Genomic DNA, 18,029 nt, shown 5'->3' with positions numbered 1-18,029 from the left:
CTTATCAGAGGGGGTGACATGAATATCCGGGAATTTATAGGCCAGTATCGCAACCACCCAGTGCTTTTCATCGGAGCAGGTGTTAGTTTGAGATATCTTAACAATTCGCATACATGGGATGGATTGTTAAAGTATATTGCTTTTGAGTTGAAAGGAAATAATGAGTTTTATTTAGATATTAAAGCTGAATGCCAAGTTGATGGTAAATATAACTATTCCCTAATTGCTACTAAATTAGAAAAAGCATTTAACCAAGCATTAGGTGAAGATCGTAATGGTAAATTTAAAGAGATAAATGATTATTTCTATGCTGAGATGGAACGTGAAAATAATCTGAGCAGATTTAAAATATACATTTCAAAGTTAGTAGGGAGCCTTGATTATAGAGAGAATAAAAAAGAGGAATTGGCAGAGTTAAAGAAAATCAGGAAAAATGTAGGCTCAGTTATAACTACAAACTATGATGGTCTTGTTGAAGACGTATTTAGCTTTGAACCGTTAGTAGGGAATGATATATTGTTGAGCAATCCCTATGGTTCAGTATACAAGATTCATGGCTGTATTAAAGACCCATCTAAAATCATCATAACTGAAGATGACTATGCTCATTTTGATAACAAGTATGAGTTAATTCGTGCTCAATTACTCTCAATTTTCATTCATAACCCTATTATATTCATGGGGTATGGAATTGGTGATGAAAACATAAAGAGCTTACTGAAAACTATTTTTACTTATGTCGAACCAAACTCACTTACTGCACAACGTATTAGAAATAACTTTCTCTTGGTTGAGTTTGAAAAAGATTCAGCATCACATGATATTACTGAGCATGACATTGATTTAGAAGGTTTTTCCACAATAAGAATTAATAAAATAAAGACAGATGATTTTATAGAAATATATAGATCACTATCTAACTTGAATCTACCAGTGTCTGCTATGGATATACGGAAAGTTCAAAGTATTGTTAAGGATATATATTCTGGTGTACATGATGATGGTACCAGTATAAAAGTCAATATTACAGAGGATATCGACTCTCTGAATAATAGCGATAAAATATTAGTAATAGGATCAAATAATTCTATAAAATACGAGCATAAGAACTCGTCGAATTTCATGACGGATTATTTTGATATAATTGATGAATCAAACCATCAATTGTTACAATTGATCGACAAAATAAATATAACATCTACCCAATGGTTTCCAATATATGGCTTCTGTCAGGTTTGCCATGAGCTTGCTAAGTGTGAACCGCTTAAAAATCAACAAAGAAGAAAAATCGAAGAGTATCTTGCTGGTTTGCCAATTGCTGTGCAAAATACGCATGATAATTGGGGTGATATTTATTCCGATGAATCAATAACTCGAACTAATAAAATAAATTCTATTATATGGTCAACATGGAACAATATTATTGTTCCTGATGATGTCGAAGGGCTTTTACGTTCGATGCCAGACAAAAAAGGAACAGATTATAGGCGTTTACTCTGTGTGTACGACTATAAAAAATATGGTGATCCTCATTAGCAATATAACTGTCAGTTAGTGTTGTATAACTATATGAAATAGAAGATGCCCACATCAGTGGGCATCGTCAATTTACAATTTATATTTCTTCTGCATGTTTTGCTGCTTTGATACGGTTGAATTCTAAGACTTCTTCAACAACATAGCTGATGTGATGATTAGTATCAAATCCGATCCAGTCCTGTGGCCTGCCTTTCAATTTCTTCATACTGCAATCAAGTATTTTCTCATCGCCCCATGAAAATTCCGGCCCTAAGTAATGAGACGAATTTACAATAACCTTGGCGAGGTCATAAATTTGCTCACCTTTATTGCCTTTTTGCTTAGAATGTCCTCGAGCCACAAAATATCTATTAGAAATAGTGTAACGAATTTTCCCATTTGCATGAGTTGCAATAATGTCATCTGCTGCTGAAGGATTTCGTATCCCATAATCCGCGAATATGAGGTTGTGATTACTATCTTCCATAAGTGTTTTCCAAACAACCATTTCACGGCGTTCGACATAGTCAGTAGAATCTTCATCCTTAACGGCTTCGTTAATAATCATTGGAAATGAAGCACCAGCCATCATCACAGTGCTAAATTTATATTCACTGACAATCTTAAGAAGATGTTGCAGATCTGCAAGTAATGAAACGATAGATTTTTTAGTAACATCGCCAAAATCAAGCAAAATGATGATTTGCTGGTTTGTGAGATTTAATCCCTGAATTATGCTGTCAATGCTATCTTTGAAATAATCTTCATCATAAGCATCTTCTATTGTTTCCGAGTCAATACGCAAACAAAAATATGTGTCGTCTGCAATGGATAAATTACACAACGCATTCTGATAATCAACATCATCCCATCGGTCAAATCCCACAACTGGATGAACTTTCAAGCCACTTTCTGAGAGTTTACGATACATGTAACCGTATACATGCTCTCCTGTTTCGGTATATTCATTTGGCTTCCATTCAAAATGATCAAAAAAGATTGCCGAACTTTTACATGATTTTGAAATTTCATTTGAAATCTTATCGAGATAATGTTTTTTAGGCTGGGTGGAGTCACGATAATAAGCCTGTTCACGCATTTTTTGTGTGAATTTAGGGATCTCGAAAAAAGGTGTTATCCTTTGTGAATATGCAGTTTTAAGTTTTTCTAATGCCGCAAATTCACCAGGCTTTGCTTTCAGTATAGGAACATAAGTAGGATACATATAACGGCCTCCGGAAGCTATTCGATAACTGCTGTAGATAAAATTCTACTAACCTCACCCTGACCGATGAGATCTGCAAAAAGACGGTAATTTCCTAACTCTCTTCTTAATCTTCCCGCAATGATTGCTGGTGTTATTTTTAACTCCCTTGATAAAATGTCTATGTTTTCTTTTGTTGGGGATATATAAGCATCACTTCTTTTCCAGACGGCTCTTGGTATAAATGCTTCCCTTGCCAACCTATTTGCTTCTGATTCTTTTTTATCATCCGAAGATGCATCTAAATCATCCAGAAATGTTTCTTCATTATGAACATGCTTCCAGATATGAGCGACTTCATGAAGCAAAGTAAACCAGAAATTATCAAGACGATCATATCTTAGGCTAAGGCCAATGATAGGTTGTCCATCAATATCTTTTAATGCGGCACCATCAATACGAGTACCTTTTAAACTTGGCTCTATTATAATTGCTATCCCATGTTTCTCGAGAAATTCTACCGCAAGAAGTGGGCCTTTTTCGAACCAGCTTAACTGTGCGAGATCTCGTAGAAAACTTGCCGATAACACATTTGGGTCGAAAATCCCGAGAGAGTTTTTTTTCTTCCGCGCTTGCTGCACAACTCTACTAACCCACGCATACAATGCATATTGTGTTGAAGGCGAGTAAGCATCACCAGACAATGTTCTTTTGAAAGAAAGGCTTCCGCTTTGCCAGCCTAACTGGTTTATAAAACCTTTGATAATGTCTTCAGCCGAACTTTTTAGAGCATTTCCGTTTTCAGCAATCCATCCACGGTTGATCATTTCTTTTAAGGGAAATTTGGACCAATCTACACCTTCCTCATGAGATTGATTATCATCTGAATTTATGCCTATCAGTGTATCAGTAGAAATCCCCAATCCAATGGACAAGGCTTTAATCATTGAGACTGTTAAGGGGCGCTTCCGGGAAAGAATTTCAGAAACACGGCTTCTTGTTCCCAAATAGGGAACGAGATCAACCTGTTTTAAACCCTTTTCATGCATCCTAAACAAAATTGCATCAATAGGATCAGGTGGCTCAATCGGATACTTCGAGTTTTCATAGGCTTCTACGACCGTGATTAGAAGCTCGAGTTCTTCATGCTCGTCCGAGCGAGTCGGTGGCATCATAAGCATCAAAGAATGGATTCGCTCCAGGTAGTCCTGATGCTGTTGTTCTGTCTTTATAACTTTAATATCCATTCATGTGACCTTTACAGCAATAATCAATACAGTCAACGCATTGAAATCCATGATGGTTTCAATGACCATATCACAGCCATCAACTTTGAATGTGAACATACAATTCTCAATACAAACGACTGATGGGAATCGATCTTTCACCTCATCAACGGATTTCCAACTGCATGAATCAATCTCAGATGACCATGCGGTTACCCAAACTTTAGTGGCGGAACTCTTACTTTTAAGCTGGTTCAACCGATTTCTTCCAAGCAACTTCATAATTTGTTCCTAATATGGGAACATCTTAGTGTTCTTTGATTGCTATGTCAATGTGTTCCCAAAAGTGGAACTCAATGTGTGAGGGGCTACAGTTTCTATGATAACAATAGGGTCTTTTATGTACTGAATCAATGAAATATTCATATTTATCAAACCGATCCAAGGATGGGTGTTATTGCATTCCTATCCCAAATGGATGTTTGTGAATTTATTTACATCATGGATGATAGAGGCGGAATTGATTGATGATCTACGCGTTTACTTAGACTGCTCAGCACTTTTTTCCTGCCCCCCAATTTTAAACTACACAATTTTCAAATATCGGAGAGATGACCGGATGTCTTTAATCGGTAGAAGGTGGCTTTGCTGATCGCTAACCTTTCTTGGACTGCTGCTGGTGGTAAACCTTGTGCTAACAACTCTTGTACCTGTTCAACTGTCGCTTTAATAGGTCTGCCGCAATGCTTACCTTCTGATTGTGCACGTTTTATTCCTGCTGTTCTACGTTCTGCTATCAGATCTTTTTCCAGGCTGGCAAGTCCTGCCATCATAGTCAGCATCGCTTTACCAACTGGTGTTGATAGGTCGAACCCTTCACGCAAGCTGACAACTTTCACGCCTTTTGTCTGCAACATTTCCACGGTGGAAAGAACATCAATCGTGTTACGCCCCAGGTGGTCTATAGCAATCACGATCAGCGTATCGCCTTCTCGCACATAGCTTAGTAGTTCACCAAACCCTGGACGTTCTCCTGCCTTGACTGCACCACTCACCGCTTCATCGCTGAACCAGCGAGTGACGCTATAACCAGCATCGGCAATCTGCTGCTTCTGGTTTTCAACGTTCTGGTCGCTGGTGGAAACTCGCACGTATCCGATCACAGTAGTCATGATGTTCTCTAAGTCTCAAAAGGTAGTATCAAAATAATAACTGTCTCAAAATAAAAGATCAACCTTTTGAGATAAGGCGAAACCGCATTCTGTGGTTGCGTCGATGTGGTCTTAAAAGGAGATGGTTTTGAGACTTGAAACGAGGAGTTGAATTCGTTTTGACGAGCGAAGATGAAAATGGCGTGATCACTCACGCCAGTCGTTGCATGAGATGATTATTTTTTGAAGAACTGTGTGACTGCCCATCCACCATGACCGCCTGGGGTAATGAAGAAAACAAACCCCTTATCGTCTACGTTTTGAATCTCAACTGCCATCGATTCTTTTAGGAGACGGCATTTACCGGAAGTGATGAGGCCCATCATACCCTGTTGGTCTTTGTCCTGGATGTAACTGATCATCTCGTAAAAGTCGGTCAGCTTTTTACAGTTAAATGTACCTTCCTTTAGGGTTGCGGTATCTCCATGACTCAATGCATAAGCGTTCGGTATCACTGACAAAAATATGGCGGCTGCGAATAGTTTTTTCATTACCGCCCCTTATAGCTCGGAGCATTCGCTGAGGTTGTAAGTGCCTTTTCTACCGTCATCATTAACCAGATGCAGAACAAAAATGAGCGGGTTGCCGTCAATGAAAGACACGGCGACATTGCCGTTGTCGGTGCTATAGAGCTTGGCAATTTGCTTCTCCCCGATGTACGAGAGATCCCAGCTTGCGTTATTTAAACTGAAGTGCATCTGAGAACCATCAATTTCAATGCTGGATTGTGCTGTGACTGTCTTCCCATTGCTACCCAGTTGCCCTTGCTGAAGAGCTTCACATTGATAGGAGCTTGCATAAGTTGACAGAGGCAGCAGTAAGAGTGCAGCAAGAGTTATCCCCTTCATAACGTTCCTTTATTCGATTGGTGTTAGACATTCATCGGGAATCAGTATAAAACCATCAATTGATAAAAACGATCGGTTTATCATTTATCGATCGATAAAATTGATCAATGTTGAAACTATAATGTCTTGCACAGTTCTTCGCTATGGATGAGTCTTGATAGACGAAAGAGCATGCACAGGAGAAATGCAGTGAGAAGAGCACTGATAGTGATATTTGGGTTACTGGTTTCACAGATGGCAGCAGCAGGACAGATCACAATGACCGATCCCCAGCAGGATACGACCGAGAATGGTAAGACGCTTTGCACCTACGAAAACAGCATCTATCTGTTCACCTACGTTACCAAAGGAAAATGCCCGTATGCGAAGACGTTTGATACTGTAGATTCAGAGTGAAGGGGGCTTAAAATATAGGTTTGTTTAAATTTCCAAGTTAGGTGGAGTTGCTTAGCAAAAGAATCATGTTTTTTTCTTCGATTGTGCTGAAACCCTTATAGAATAAGGGGTGGAGGGATTTTCATCAATAGGTTAAAGCGCTGTAAGAGTGTTATAGACTGGTTAATATGAGTAGAATTAGCATAGATTAAACCTATTAATAATCATCATTTATTAGTTGATTATCGCTTGTAATTTAGTCAACTTTTCCGGCTCTATGGAGAGTTGTTTCATGGTGAGCACTGCGACCATGAAAAGTATGCTGCATGAGTAGCATGTAATGCGGAGCATGAAAGATATCAATTACAGGAGAGCAACCTTTGCACCAGAAGCGATTTTAAGGAGTGATTCTCCTGTAAAAGTAATCTGCTATGCTCGCATTGCTCACATAATGAACATTAAAACCAACAAAACCGCTAACTACTGTTTAAATAATAAACAGTTATTGATTCCATTTTATGTGCTCGTACAACTCGCCCATGCGTTAACTGTGCAAGATACGCTTAAAAAAATGAGTTTATGCAACCACTCCACACCGATAGTGTTCCATTGTAAGCCTTCACTTTTACCGAAGATGCAAATAACTCTAAAGAGACTTTAGACTTTTCTGCACCCTCTGTATCAGGTTACTTGTGCAAATGGCATAGCCATAAGATCGGCTTACTTGCATAATAAGCCGGAAATCTCATTGCTAACATTATCGGAGCTGCCGCCGCGTTAGCGACTTAATGGAGCAGGCGAGCGCCTCTTAACGCATCCATCGTTAGGGTAGTCGGCTGGGCGTAAGTAATGGAGCTACATAATGAAACGATGGTTTCAATGTCCTGGATGGTGATCTGATAGGTTCCAGTGCCGGGGTTGCCAATGTCCCGACAGATTATCCAGCCCGCATTTTCCAGATCGCCAATGACGGTAATCACTCGTTTTTGCGTCATACCGAGGTCACGGGCCGCACAACTTAGGTCGAACATCACACATCCGGCTATCTCGCTCTGTTGGCTTCTGAGGTATGCCCACATCTGTTTATGATCGGTGGTGAAAGTCAGCACCTTGGGGTGTCTGCTGCGTTTCTGTGGATGCGTTACTTCGGTGAAATACGGCACGAGACTATCAAACATCTGTTCGATGGTGTTCGTTACTTGCGTTGGGGTAGTGCTGGAGTGGGTGGTAAATGTCTCTGTGAAGAGTGCTTCAACTTCGGTTGGGGAAAGTCCCTGGTTATCTGTCATATTAATCCTCCTGTATGTTTTGTAGTCAATAAATCCTCATAGTTGAGTTGTTAACGTTCATTTTTTATTTGCTTGTTTTTTTAAAAAGAAGCGTTCAAATAAAGGTTGGCAAAACTAACATTTATTTATGTTAAATGCAATCTCAAATCGTGCTTGTTTTATTAACGTGTTGAAAATGATCATAAAATAGTTGACTTTGCAACCGATTTGATGTACAATGAATAGTAGGTAGTTAATAATCGTTATAATAAGGAGGTACATGTACCAAACGAAAACTGATGTGCTCGAAGCTCTGCGTAGCGGAAAGCTCCTTCCCAAGATTTGCCAGCAATACTCCCACAACAAAAATCTCTCCGACGAACGACGCAAGATGTTCAGGGTGGCCTTGATCAGCTACCGCATTGAACAGCTTCAGGAGAGTTTACGTAACGAGGAACAACCGAATGAACATCCGATTCACTGATGAAACCCACAAGGCGCTTGTTGAACGTGCTAACCGTGAAGACAAATCAGCCGCCGCGCTGGTTAGTGAGTTAATAACAGCAGTCCTAAACCGAGAGGAACCTAATGACCGAAAAGAAACCAGTAGTAAACTTTGTTAATGCGATTTGCGGCTCAGGAAAGAGCCACCGACTGAAAGAGTACATTCTCAGCTTCAAGCGCGAAGCTGTCCCAGAAAAGTTCTTAATCGTAGTACCAACCCACGCTTTAGCCGAGCAGTTCAAGCAAGATCTGAATCTCTTGAGAATCCCAAACCATCACATTTTCGTTGAAGGGGCGACTCTCAACCTGAAAAGCACCCTGGCTGATAACTTCCAGACAAATGTGGTGATAACCACCCACGAATGTTTCACCAACTACTGCCACCTCGCTACGTTCAATCCTGAGATGCGTTCTCTACTGGCAGAACACAATGTGGTGGTAGATGAGATTCCTGATGGTTGGTTTGGAGCAGAAGCGACGATCCGCCATGCTGACAGGACGGCAGAAAACTTCCCATTCCTGGAATGGCTGGAAGAGCGAAACGGGCTGCTGTACCTGCGCGAAGAGCACTACGACAATCTGTACAAGTATTACCACGAGAAGCACGCTAACAGTGACAACTTGAAGAAGGTTCTTTACGTGGCGCTCGACGGTTGTGGTGTGATGCACACCGAATGTGATTCGTCATACAGCTTCTTTGCCTACACCTATAATCCGATACTGAAGGCCGCAACATGGGCGAAGAGCTTCACTGTGCTCGGCGCTGGCGTGAATCGCAGTGGGTTTGTCTGGATGGCAGAGAACGTCGCTCAGATGGCGGTTCAGGAAGCGGGTGAACACCTTCAGCCTGATCCCGAGAGACGCAAACATAAAAACGTGCCTATCAAAATCGTTGCTGTCCTCTCAGAAGATATCAAAAGAGCGGGGCAGTCAGAACTCGCTAATATCTTTAACAACCACTTGAGGGAAATACGCCAAATCGTCGGAAAGGATTTTATCTTTGCAACCAACAACGACAAAGCTATCTGCGATTTTAAGACCATTGGACTCACTGAACTTGGTGATCGCATGGGTGGTGTTGACGTTTCAATGTCCAGCTACGGGATAAACAGCTATCAGAGCATTCATTGTGCCGTGTTCCTCGGATGTGCAAATCTGGGCGATAAAGACCGTAAGCGATGGGCAGACTATTGCGAACGTATCGGTTGGGATTTTGAAACGGTGATGGAGAAGAAGCGGCAGGCAATGTATTTTGAACGGTGCTACCAGTTTCTTAGCCGAACATCCATTCGCAACACTGATACCGATCACCCTCTCGTGTTTGTCGTTCCCGACATGGCGGCAGCGGAATACCTCAAAAACCATTACTTCCCTGGCTCAACCATCGAATGCCTTGGAATCAAGAAAGCTGGAAAGCAGCATGAAACGCGTTTGAAGGTTCTGGAATACAAGGCGCAAGGACTAACTCAGAAAAAGGCTGCGGAAGAAATGGCGGTGTCTCTGAGGACGGTAGCAACCTACTGGAACCAGGACACTCGCGTATGATCACCGCGCTTTACTGGTATGTGCTGTTCCTGTTTATCTGGGGTGTAATCCGCACCTTTGAACGACGTAGAAAAACAGAACGCAAAACTGAATCTCGGAATCCATGAGATCTTGGGTTATGTCACAAAGGAGCTTAACGGCTCCTTTTTTTGTTTCTGTGGTGGGGTACAAACTGAGGTACAAGCTGGGGTACAGCGTGAAGAAGCGATAACCGGAAGGGCGGGCTTGCTTCAGCAAGCAACTTCCCCTAAGCTGGCAAAAAGTATAGAGATTCAATTTTCATGACTCGGGGTGCCCCATCGCTGATGGGCTGAGAAATACCCGTACCACCTGATCTGGATAATGCCAGCGTAGGGAAGTCTGACACTGCCCGTGTCCCTTCTTCGCGCGGGCAGGAGCTGAACCATGCAGCCTGACCTGCACAGCCGCGCGCTCGCGGCTCACACTTTGCACCAATTTAGAACCCTATCCCCGCTCACACACTGTATGACCAATGAGGTCGTGCAAAGCTTTACTGCCAATACATTACTGGCACTGGGCGCATCGCCGGCGATGGTGATCGAACCTGAAGAAGCCAGCCAATTCGCCGCTATTGCCAGTGCATTGCTGGTTAATGTCGGCACCTTAACTCAGGAGCGGGCCACGGCGATGCGCGCCGCCGTTGAGCGGGCTTATCATGCTAAAACCCCGTGGACGCTCGATCCCGTTGCCGTAGGCGCGCTTGAGTTTCGCCGACGCTTTTGTCTGGATTTACTGTCGCTACAGCCTGCTGCTATTCGTGGCAACGCTTCGGAAATACTTGCTCTCGCCGGCATGAACGGTGGGGGACGCGGCGTGGATACAACCGATACAGCTGTCGCTGCGCTTCCGGCAGCGCAGGCGCTGGCTCGTCAGATTGGGACTATTGTCGTGGTTACCGGCGAAGTGGATTACGTCACCGATGGTCAGCGTACCGTTGGCGTGGACGGCGGCGACCCGTTAATGACTCGCGTGGTGGGCACCGGATGCGCGCTATCAGCTGTTGTTGCAGCCAGTTGTGCCTTGTGTGGTGACCGACTTGATAACGTCGCCTCCGCCTGTAGCTGGATGAAACAGGCCGGGCAAATCGCCACCGAGCAATCAAACGGACCGGGCAGCTTTGTCCCGGCATTTCTCGACGTCCTCTATAACCTGAACACCCAGGAGTAAGCATGAAACGGATTAACGCATTAACGATCGCCGGAACCGATCCAAGCGGTGGCGCGGGTATTCAGGCCGATTTAAAAACCTTCTCGGCGCTGGGCGCATACGGCTGTTCCGTTATTACGGCGTTGGTGGCGCAAAATACGCGCGGGGTGCAGTCGGTGTATCGTATTGAACCTGACTTTGTCGCTGCGCAGCTGGACTCTGTGTTGAGTGATGTGCGTATCGACACCACAAAAATTGGTATGTTGGCGGAGACGGATATTGTTGAAGCGGTCGCCGAACGTTTGCGTCGCCATCGGGTACAAAATGTGGTGCTGGACACGGTGATGTTGGCAAAAAGCGGCGATCCGTTGCTGTCACCCTCGGCGGTAGAAACGCTGCGTACCCGTTTGCTGCCACAGGTTTCGATTATCACCCCTAATTTACCCGAAGCTGCTGCACTGCTCGGGGCATCGCATGCGCAGACTGAGCAGGAGATGTTAGAGCAGGGAAGAGCGCTACGGGCGCTGGGTTGCGAGGCGGTGTTGATGAAGGGCGGTCATCTGGATGACGCGCAAAGCCCCGACTGGCTCTTTACTCGCGAAGGCGAGCAGCGTTTTACCGCGCCGAGGGTGATGACCAAAAATACCCATGGCACCGGCTGTACGCTATCGGCGGCGTTGGCAGCCCTGCGTCCGCGCCATAACAACTGGGCCGATACCGTACAGGAAGCCAAACTGTGGCTTTCAGCGGCGCTGGCACAGGCAGACACGCTGGAAGTTGGCGAGGGAATTGGTCCGGTGCATCATTTTCACGCGTGGTGGTAATGGGTATACTGGCTGCAGAAACGGCGGCCAGGGAAAAGATAAATGGAACAAGCGCATACCCAGCTTATCGCACAACTGAATGAACGTATTTCAGCGGCGGATAACACGCCGCTGTATATGAAATTTGCGCAGACGGTGAAGAATGCTGTGCGCAGTGGGATCCTGGAACACGGCAATATCCTGCCCGGCGAGCGCGACCTCAGCCAGTTGACCGGCGTTTCTCGGATTACGGTACGCAAGGCGATGCAGGCCCTGGAAGAAGAGGGTGTAGTAACACGTGCCCGCGGTTACGGAACGCAAATCAACAATATCTTCGAGTATTCGCTCAAAGAAGCGCGCGGTTTTTCTCAGCAGGTGGTGTTGCGCGGTAAAAAACCGGATACGTTGTGGGTTAACAAAAGAATTGTACCTTGCCCGGAAGAGGTGGCACAGCAGTTGGCAGTTGTCACAGGAAGTGATGTCTTTCTGCTCAAACGCATTCGTTACGTTGACGAAGACGCAGTATCTATTGAAGAGTCTTGGGTACCCGCACATCTAATTCATGATGTGGATGCCATTGGTGTTTCTCTGTATGACTATTTTCGTAGCCAGCATATTTTCCCACAGCGTACGCGCTCACGCGTTAGCGCCAGAATGCCGGATGCAGAGTTCCAGGCGCACATTCAAATGGATAGTAAAGTGCCGGTACTGGTGATCAAGCAGGTAGCGCTTGACCAGCAGCAACGGCCTATTGAATACAGCATCAGTTACTGTCGTAGCGATCTATACGTTTTTGTGTGCGAGGAGTAGCGCCTCGCGTGATGGGGCGCAATCGCCGCCACGATGCCCAACTACCCAGGACGCCACCGCGTTACCTAACAGCACTGAGTCGGCCAGCGTCCAGCCAGACGCTAGTCCGGCCAGCATGCCGCCGGCGTGGCTGTCTCCTGCGCCGATAGTATCAATGACCGCCGTTGCAAATGCCGGTACGCAGCCGGATGTCTGTGCGCTGAAATACCATGCGCCGTCTTTATCCTGACGCACGACCACCGGTGCGGTGAAACGCTGCACCCATTCTGCGCCAAAACCTTCCACATCCTGACTCAATGCAAATCGCTCGGCAGCAATTTCCGCCTCCTGACGATTAAGTGACACCAGCGGACGGCAGGCCATAATTCGTACCAGTAAGGGCTCGGGAATGTCGCCGATGCGCGGGCCAAAATCGATAAACGGTGTCACCTCTTCCAGTCCTTCCAGCCACTGCACCAGCAATTCACCGCACGGGGACGCTAGCTGATAACCCGAGAGATACACCAGGCTATGACGCGGGATATCCAGCTGTGCCAGCCAGGCGGCATTCCACTGATTCTCAACGCCGCTAAAGGACATAAAGGTACGTTCGCCATCCGGTTCCACCAGCGCCAGACACCAGCCGTTATCGCCTTCGGCGTTGTCGATCAGGCTGTGCAGCCCCTCTTTTGCCATCCTATTGCGGATAATGTCGGCCCACACCCCCTGACCCAGCGGTAACGCATTACTGGCGTCGATACCTAAGCGCTTGAGCGCTACGGCAATATTGAGCGCGCAGCCGCCAACGTTCACGCCTTGCTGTTTGAGTTCGATGTCACAGCCTCGCCAGGGAAGGGCATACGCATCGGCAATGACATCAATCACCGCTGCACCCACCACCGTTACTGGCCGCTGTGTATGTAACTGCGAGAGAAGTTGTTGCAGATGCGTATTGCTCATAGCGCCTCCCGCTGCTCACGCAGTCGCATTAACCCACTGGCGTAGCGGGTAAAGTCCAGCTGATTAACCGCATCCAACTCCTGCTTCAATGCCGGGTCAATCGCGCCGACGCCGTGCAGCGCGCCACAAATGGCGGTAGCCATCGCTCCGATGGTATCGGTATCGCCGCCGAGGTTCGCGCACAGAATGGCGCAGCGGTTGGGATCGGTCTGCGCCAGTTCGACCATCGCGATGGCGCAAGGCACGGACTCAATCGTACTGGTTCCGGCTCCCACCACCTGATACAGCTGTTCGCTGGCAGACTCAATGCCGTCGGCATTACGGACGATTTTCAGCGCCATCTCAAGGCGTGCAGAGAGAGAGGCGCTAAAGGTAGTGATCCGCTTTTGCTGCGCATGCAGGGCAATGGCAGGCAGCGCATCAACAATCTCTGACCATGTTCCTCCGTCGATGGCGCGCGATACCGCCCACGCGACGACAACGGCTCCCGCGATAGCCAGATCCGATTTATGCGTCGGGCTGGAGGCCAATGCCACATCATCGATAAAGGCATCAAGATTGCGGGCGGGTAGCAGGCATCCCAGTGGCGAAACGCGCATTGCCGCACCGTTGGTCACGCCATTATTTTCCAGTTCGGCGACAGGTTTGCCGTCGCGAATGGCTTTGAGCGCAATTTTTGAGGTCGGGCCGAGCACGTTTTTATTAAAGGCATCAAAACGCTCGGCCCAGGCCAGAATATTGCGACCAATTACGTCTGGTACAATTTCGCCGTCGCATTCAAGCAGGGCATCTGCCAGACACAGCGCCATAGACGTGTCATCAGTAAACTCTGCCTGGTTAAAGTAGCAGGCAGCATTATTTTCCGCCGGACCAGGCAAAAAACTGTCGATCCAACCGAAATGGGCTTTAACCCGGGTTCTTGGCCACAGTTCCGACGGCATGCCCATCGCATCCCCTAACGCCTGCCCATAAAGAGCACCGAGAATACGTTCTGCTTTCATTTTACTTCCCCTTGTTTCAACGCTACATCGCGATCGTCCACCTTAATGGCGGTGATTTCTTTGTCAGATTCGCGAAAGAAAATCATAAACATCACGGCAATGACGGCAATCATGACCGCGCCAAATCCCCACATGCCAGCCCAGTTAAAGGTGAGACCATTAACCGGTTCCTGGTAAGCAAACATTTTTTCCATCATCACGCCGCCCAGACGGTAACCGAGCAGGCTGCCGAATCCCTGACAGCAGAGGGTGATAAGCCCTTGCGCTGCGGTGCGCATGTGAACCGGCGCTTTTTTATCGACATAGATGTAGGCCGTGACGTAATAGAAGTCGTAACTGACACCGTGCAGCAGAATGCCGAGAAACAGCAGGGCGTAAGTGAAATATTCTTCCGCACCACCGTAAACGAAAAATCCGTAGCGGATCGCCGCAGTAATAAGACCAAGCAATAATACCTTTTTAATGCCAAATCGTTTGGTGAAAAACGGTAGTGCCAGCATAAAGAAGATTTCAGAGAACTGGCCCAGCGTCATCCAACCGGTGGCGTTTTTCATTCCGACTTCTGTCAGGTAGCCGTTGGCGAAGATGTAATAGAACGCCAGTGGCATCGCAAACAGGAAAGAACAAAAGAAAAAGACGAGGAAATTTTTATCGCGCAGCAGGATCAGCGCATCCAGACCCAGCATGACTTTGAAATCCATTTTGCCGGTACTTTTTGGTGGCGTATCCGGTAAGAAGAACGCAAAGACGCCCAACAGTGCAGAGCTTCCGGCAGTGATCAGCAGGGGAATATTGGTGGGTGAAATGTCGCTATAGCCAAGCATTTGCGGTAAGAAACCACAGGCCAAACCAGAGGCAATCCAGCCGATGGTTCCCATCACTCGGATGCGCGGGAAATCACGCTCAACGTCCGGTACGTTGGCAAAAGCAATACTGTTAGTCAGCGCAATCGTCGGCATATAGGTCAACGAATAGGCCAGTAACAGCGGGAAGAATCCGCTGAAGGTTGTTTGCTGGGCGGCGAAGTACATCAGAATAGCGCCGACGAACATCAACACCGCCAGCACTTTTTGCGCGGAGAAAAAGCGGTCAGTGATTGAACCGACCAGAATGGGCGACAGGATCGCGGCGATCGCGGTACAAGCGTAGGACCAGCCGATCTCCCCGGCGCTAAAGCCGCTTTTACTCAGCCACAGCCACAGCGGTACAAACCAGGCGCCCCAGATAAACCACTCTACAAACATCATGAACGACAGCTTAACTGTAGTTTTCATCTTTAAATCCTTCATGACAGGTAAGGTACGCATTGATAGTACCATTAGATAATACCTTTAAAATACCTTTGTGGTCTAAATTTGACCGCCTTAACATTATTTCTTCCTGAATCGAGCCAGCAGAAGTTGCTGAAAAGTGCGCTAAAGATGGAAAAAATACGCAGTCGGTACCAGGCTTAATGCTGCCCGCAAAAAGGCGGGTCAGGACAATCCACATTCCGGTTTCAAATCGGAAATTACGGGAGCATAGCTATGACTGATATTGCGCAGTTGCTTGGCAAAGACGCCGACAACCTTTTACAGCATCGTTGTATGACCATTCCTTCTGATCAACTTTACCTGCCTGGACATGATTACGTCGACCGTGTGATGGTGGATAACAACCGGCCGCCTGCCGTGCTGCGTAATATGCAGACGCTGTATAACACGGGTCGACTGGCCGGGACAGGGTATCTGTCGATTCTACCGGTGGACCAGGGGGTAGAGCACTCCGCTGGCGCATCGTTTGCGGCTAACCCGCTGTACTTTGATCCGAAGAATATTGTGGAGCTGGCTATCGAAGCAGGGTGTAACTGCGTGGCATCGACCTATGGCGTGCTGGCTTCTGTCTCCCGTCGCTACGCGCACCGCATTCCGTTCCTCGTTAAAATTAACCACAACGAAACGCTGAGTTATCCGAATACGTTCGACCAGACGCTGTATGCCAGCGTAGAGCAGGCGTTCAATATGGGCGCGGTTGCGGTAGGGGCAACCATCTATTTCGGTTCTGAGGAATCTCGCCGCCAGATTGAGGAGATTTCGGCCGCGTTTGAGCGCGCCCATGAGCTGGGTATGGTTACCGTGTTGTGGGCGTATCTGCGTAACTCCGCGTTTAAAAAAGATGGCGTGGATTACCATGTTTCTGCCGATCTTACCGGACAGGCTAACCATCTGGCTGCCACTATCGGAGCGGATATCGTTAAGCAGAAAATGGCGGAAAATAACGGTGGGTATAAAGCGGTTAATTTTGGCTACACCGACGATCGCGTCTACACCAAGTTGACCAGCGAGAATCCAATTGACCTGGTACGTTATCAACTGGCGAACTGTTATATGGGGCGCGCCGGGTTAATTAACTCCGGCGGCGCGGCTGGCGGCGAAACCGATCTCAGTGATGCGGTACGTACGGCGGTGATTAACAAACGAGCAGGCGGCATGGGGCTGATTCTTGGACGCAAAGCATTCAAGAAAACCATGGCCGACGGCGTTAAGCTGATTAACGCCGTGCAGGATGTTTATCTGGACAGCAAAGTTACCATCGCCTGATTACAGCCGGGGTGTCGTTGTGTTAGCGCAACAGTGGACAACCCGGCGGCAGTCTGCAACGTAACGCCTCAGGCAGGATTTCAATATGAAACTCCTGTCCGCTGAGCGGTTCGCCGTCAAGATTAAAGGTAATTTCGTGTGGGGCGCGGATATCAAACCACGATGATGCGCCCTCGATGATGTTAGGGTTGTCTTCGGATTGCGTTAACGCCGAAAGCAGCCCTGGCAACAGTTCTTCGCCGGTAAAAATGCGCAGTTGCAACAGACCATCGTTGATCAGCGCCGTTGGGCAAAGCTGTTGCCCGCCTCCAGCCTGACGACCATTACCGATACCAATCACCAGCGCCTTACCTTGCCAGTGAAAATCTTCCCCACGAATATCGCAGACGTCGGGTTTGAGCGTATCCATGCGCATTAATCCGTGGATAAAGTATGATACGCCACCCAACGCAGCTTTGAGTTTTTCCGGCGTTTCGGTAGTGATACGTGTGCCGAAGCCGCCGGTCGCCATGTTGATAAAACAGGTTTTATCATTGACCTGCACCATATCGATCGCTGTCGCATTTGCGGCGATAGCCAGCTTTAATGCCTTATCGAGGTCGTCGGGTATCCCCACGCTGGTGGCAAAATCATTTGCCGTTCCCAACGGTAAAATACCCAGCGCCGGAATATTGTCGCCCTGCGACTGGATCAGCGCCGTCGAAACTTCGTTGATGGTGCCGTCGCCGCCGCCGGCAATCACCGTTTCAACGCCTAGCTGACGAGCTTCATCAACGTAGCGTTGGGCATCGCCTTTTTCCCAGGTCACGCGAACATGGATTTCCACGCCTTCATCGCGAAGCTTCGCAATGGCATCACGCAGGGGGAGATTATCAGCACTTTTTCCATTGAGGATCAGTAAACTGGCAGGGAACGCTATCATCCGTTTGCCTCACTTTTTTTCGTTTTAACAAGTGTATGCCAGGAAAGTGTTTATGGCGTAAGAACTGACTGAAAGCGCAGGCGAAGAGATAAAAAAAGCCGCAAAGCGC

General features: G+C 47.0%; 19 protein-coding genes and 1 riboswitch. Of the genes, 8 read left to right on the top strand and 11 right to left on the bottom strand.

The window, feature by feature from the left end; all coding sequences use genetic code 11:
- Positions 1-18 precede the first annotated feature (18 nt).
- A complete protein-coding gene (locus WN16_RS18970) occupies positions 19-1,536 on the top strand; it encodes an SIR2 family protein (RefSeq protein ID WP_088731933.1) in 1,518 nt (505 codons plus the stop codon).
- 79 nt (positions 1,537-1,615) lie between these two features.
- Here the strand turns inward: WN16_RS18970 and WN16_RS18965 are convergent, their stop codons facing one another.
- The 6 genes from WN16_RS18965 to WN16_RS18940 all read right to left on the bottom strand — a co-directional run bounded on the left by WN16_RS18965 (position 1,616) and on the right by WN16_RS18940 (position 6,007).
- Positions 1,616-2,743 (bottom strand): beta family protein, encoded by a 1,128-nt coding sequence (locus tag WN16_RS18965; RefSeq protein WP_049014284.1) that lies wholly within the window; start codon positions 2,741-2,743, stop codon positions 1,616-1,618.
- A 17-nt stretch (positions 2,744-2,760) separates the two neighbouring features.
- Positions 2,761-3,969: an ImmA/IrrE family metallo-endopeptidase gene (locus WN16_RS18960; protein ID WP_103790824.1), complete on the bottom strand. Its 1,209-nt coding sequence runs from the start codon at positions 3,967-3,969 to the stop codon at positions 2,761-2,763.
- Complete coding sequence (locus WN16_RS18955; RefSeq protein ID WP_049014279.1) at positions 3,970-4,230, bottom strand: type II toxin-antitoxin system HigB family toxin; 261 nt, start codon at positions 4,228-4,230, stop codon at positions 3,970-3,972.
- Between the two features lie 314 nt (positions 4,231-4,544).
- Positions 4,545-5,120 carry a recombinase family protein gene (locus tag WN16_RS18950; RefSeq protein ID WP_088731935.1) on the bottom strand — a complete coding sequence of 192 codons (576 nt, stop codon included), beginning with the start codon at positions 5,118-5,120 and terminating at the stop codon, positions 4,545-4,547.
- Positions 5,121-5,335: 215 nt separating this feature from the next.
- A complete protein-coding gene (locus WN16_RS18945; protein ID WP_088731937.1) occupies positions 5,336-5,650 on the bottom strand; it encodes a hypothetical protein in 315 nt (104 codons plus the stop codon).
- 9 nt (positions 5,651-5,659) lie between these two features.
- Positions 5,660-6,007: a hypothetical protein gene (locus WN16_RS18940; RefSeq protein WP_088731940.1), complete on the bottom strand. Its 348-nt coding sequence runs from the start codon at positions 6,005-6,007 to the stop codon at positions 5,660-5,662.
- 171 nt (positions 6,008-6,178) lie between these two features.
- Here WN16_RS18940 and WN16_RS18935 point away from each other — a divergent pair, with 171 nt between their 5' ends.
- Complete coding sequence (locus WN16_RS18935) at positions 6,179-6,403, top strand: hypothetical protein (protein WP_046275908.1); 225 nt, start codon at positions 6,179-6,181, stop codon at positions 6,401-6,403.
- Positions 6,404-7,167: 764 nt separating this feature from the next.
- Here WN16_RS18935 and WN16_RS18925 read toward each other — a convergent pair.
- Entirely contained in the window at positions 7,168-7,671 is a 504-nt protein-coding gene (locus WN16_RS18925) for a hypothetical protein (RefSeq protein WP_008324552.1), read from the bottom strand.
- A 259-nt stretch (positions 7,672-7,930) separates the two neighbouring features.
- Between WN16_RS18925 and WN16_RS18920 the strand changes: the two genes are divergently transcribed.
- The 5 genes from WN16_RS18920 to WN16_RS18900 all read left to right on the top strand — a co-directional run bounded on the left by WN16_RS18920 (position 7,931) and on the right by WN16_RS18900 (position 12,479).
- Positions 7,931-8,134, top strand: coding sequence for a hypothetical protein (locus tag WN16_RS18920; RefSeq protein ID WP_088731942.1), 204 nt, complete (start codon positions 7,931-7,933; stop codon positions 8,132-8,134).
- 104 nt (positions 8,135-8,238) lie between these two features.
- Complete coding sequence (locus WN16_RS24610; RefSeq protein WP_230319962.1) at positions 8,239-9,699, top strand: DEAD/DEAH box helicase family protein; 1,461 nt, start codon at positions 8,239-8,241, stop codon at positions 9,697-9,699.
- A gap of 277 nt (positions 9,700-9,976) precedes the next feature.
- Positions 9,977-10,073, top strand: a riboswitch (TPP riboswitch).
- A gap of 31 nt (positions 10,074-10,104) precedes the next feature.
- Entirely contained in the window at positions 10,105-10,887 is a 783-nt protein-coding gene (gene thiM / locus WN16_RS18910) for a hydroxyethylthiazole kinase (protein WP_044701867.1), read from the top strand.
- A gap of 2 nt (positions 10,888-10,889) precedes the next feature.
- Positions 10,890-11,690, top strand: a complete 801-nt coding sequence (gene thiD, locus WN16_RS18905) for a bifunctional hydroxymethylpyrimidine kinase/phosphomethylpyrimidine kinase (protein WP_003027328.1) — start codon at positions 10,890-10,892, stop codon at positions 11,688-11,690.
- Positions 11,691-11,732: 42 nt separating this feature from the next.
- Positions 11,733-12,479, top strand: a complete 747-nt coding sequence (locus WN16_RS18900) for a GntR family transcriptional regulator (protein ID WP_003027325.1) — start codon at positions 11,733-11,735, stop codon at positions 12,477-12,479.
- Here the strand turns inward: WN16_RS18900 and WN16_RS18895 are convergent.
- The 3 genes from WN16_RS18895 to WN16_RS18885 are packed head-to-tail and all read right to left on the bottom strand — an operon-like array spanning position 12,453 to position 15,693.
- Positions 12,453-13,418 carry a PfkB family carbohydrate kinase gene (locus tag WN16_RS18895; protein WP_044701874.1) on the bottom strand — a complete coding sequence of 322 codons (966 nt, stop codon included), beginning with the start codon at positions 13,416-13,418 and terminating at the stop codon, positions 12,453-12,455. The genes WN16_RS18900 and WN16_RS18895 overlap by 27 nt on opposite strands.
- Positions 13,415-14,419: an ADP-ribosylglycohydrolase family protein gene (locus WN16_RS18890; RefSeq protein WP_044701877.1), complete on the bottom strand. Its 1,005-nt coding sequence runs from the start codon at positions 14,417-14,419 to the stop codon at positions 13,415-13,417. The genes WN16_RS18895 and WN16_RS18890 overlap by 4 nt, the downstream gene beginning before the upstream one ends.
- Positions 14,416-15,693, bottom strand: a complete 1,278-nt coding sequence (locus WN16_RS18885) for a nucleoside permease (protein ID WP_003027315.1) — start codon at positions 15,691-15,693, stop codon at positions 14,416-14,418. Before WN16_RS18885 ends, WN16_RS18890 begins: the two co-directional genes overlap by 4 nt.
- A gap of 252 nt (positions 15,694-15,945) precedes the next feature.
- Here WN16_RS18885 and fbaB point away from each other — a divergent pair, with 252 nt between their 5' ends.
- On the top strand, positions 15,946-16,998 hold the full coding sequence (gene fbaB, locus WN16_RS18875; RefSeq protein ID WP_003027312.1) for a class I fructose-bisphosphate aldolase: 1,053 nt from the start codon (positions 15,946-15,948) through the stop codon (positions 16,996-16,998).
- Positions 16,999-17,020: 22 nt separating this feature from the next.
- On the opposite strand, the gene yegS is transcribed toward fbaB, so the two are convergent.
- The gene (gene yegS / locus WN16_RS18870) at positions 17,021-17,920 is read right to left on the bottom strand and encodes a lipid kinase YegS (protein WP_003027310.1); all 900 of its coding nucleotides are present in this window, start codon (positions 17,918-17,920) and stop codon (positions 17,021-17,023) included.
- Between the last annotated feature and the right edge of the window lie 109 nt (positions 17,921-18,029).

Source organism: Citrobacter sp. ABFQG (assembly GCF_004322975.1).
Classification (GTDB): Bacteria; Pseudomonadota; Gammaproteobacteria; order Enterobacterales; family Enterobacteriaceae; genus Citrobacter; species Citrobacter freundii.
Note: the sequence above shows the minus strand (reverse complement) of the source record. Positions and strands in the feature narration are given on the sequence as shown.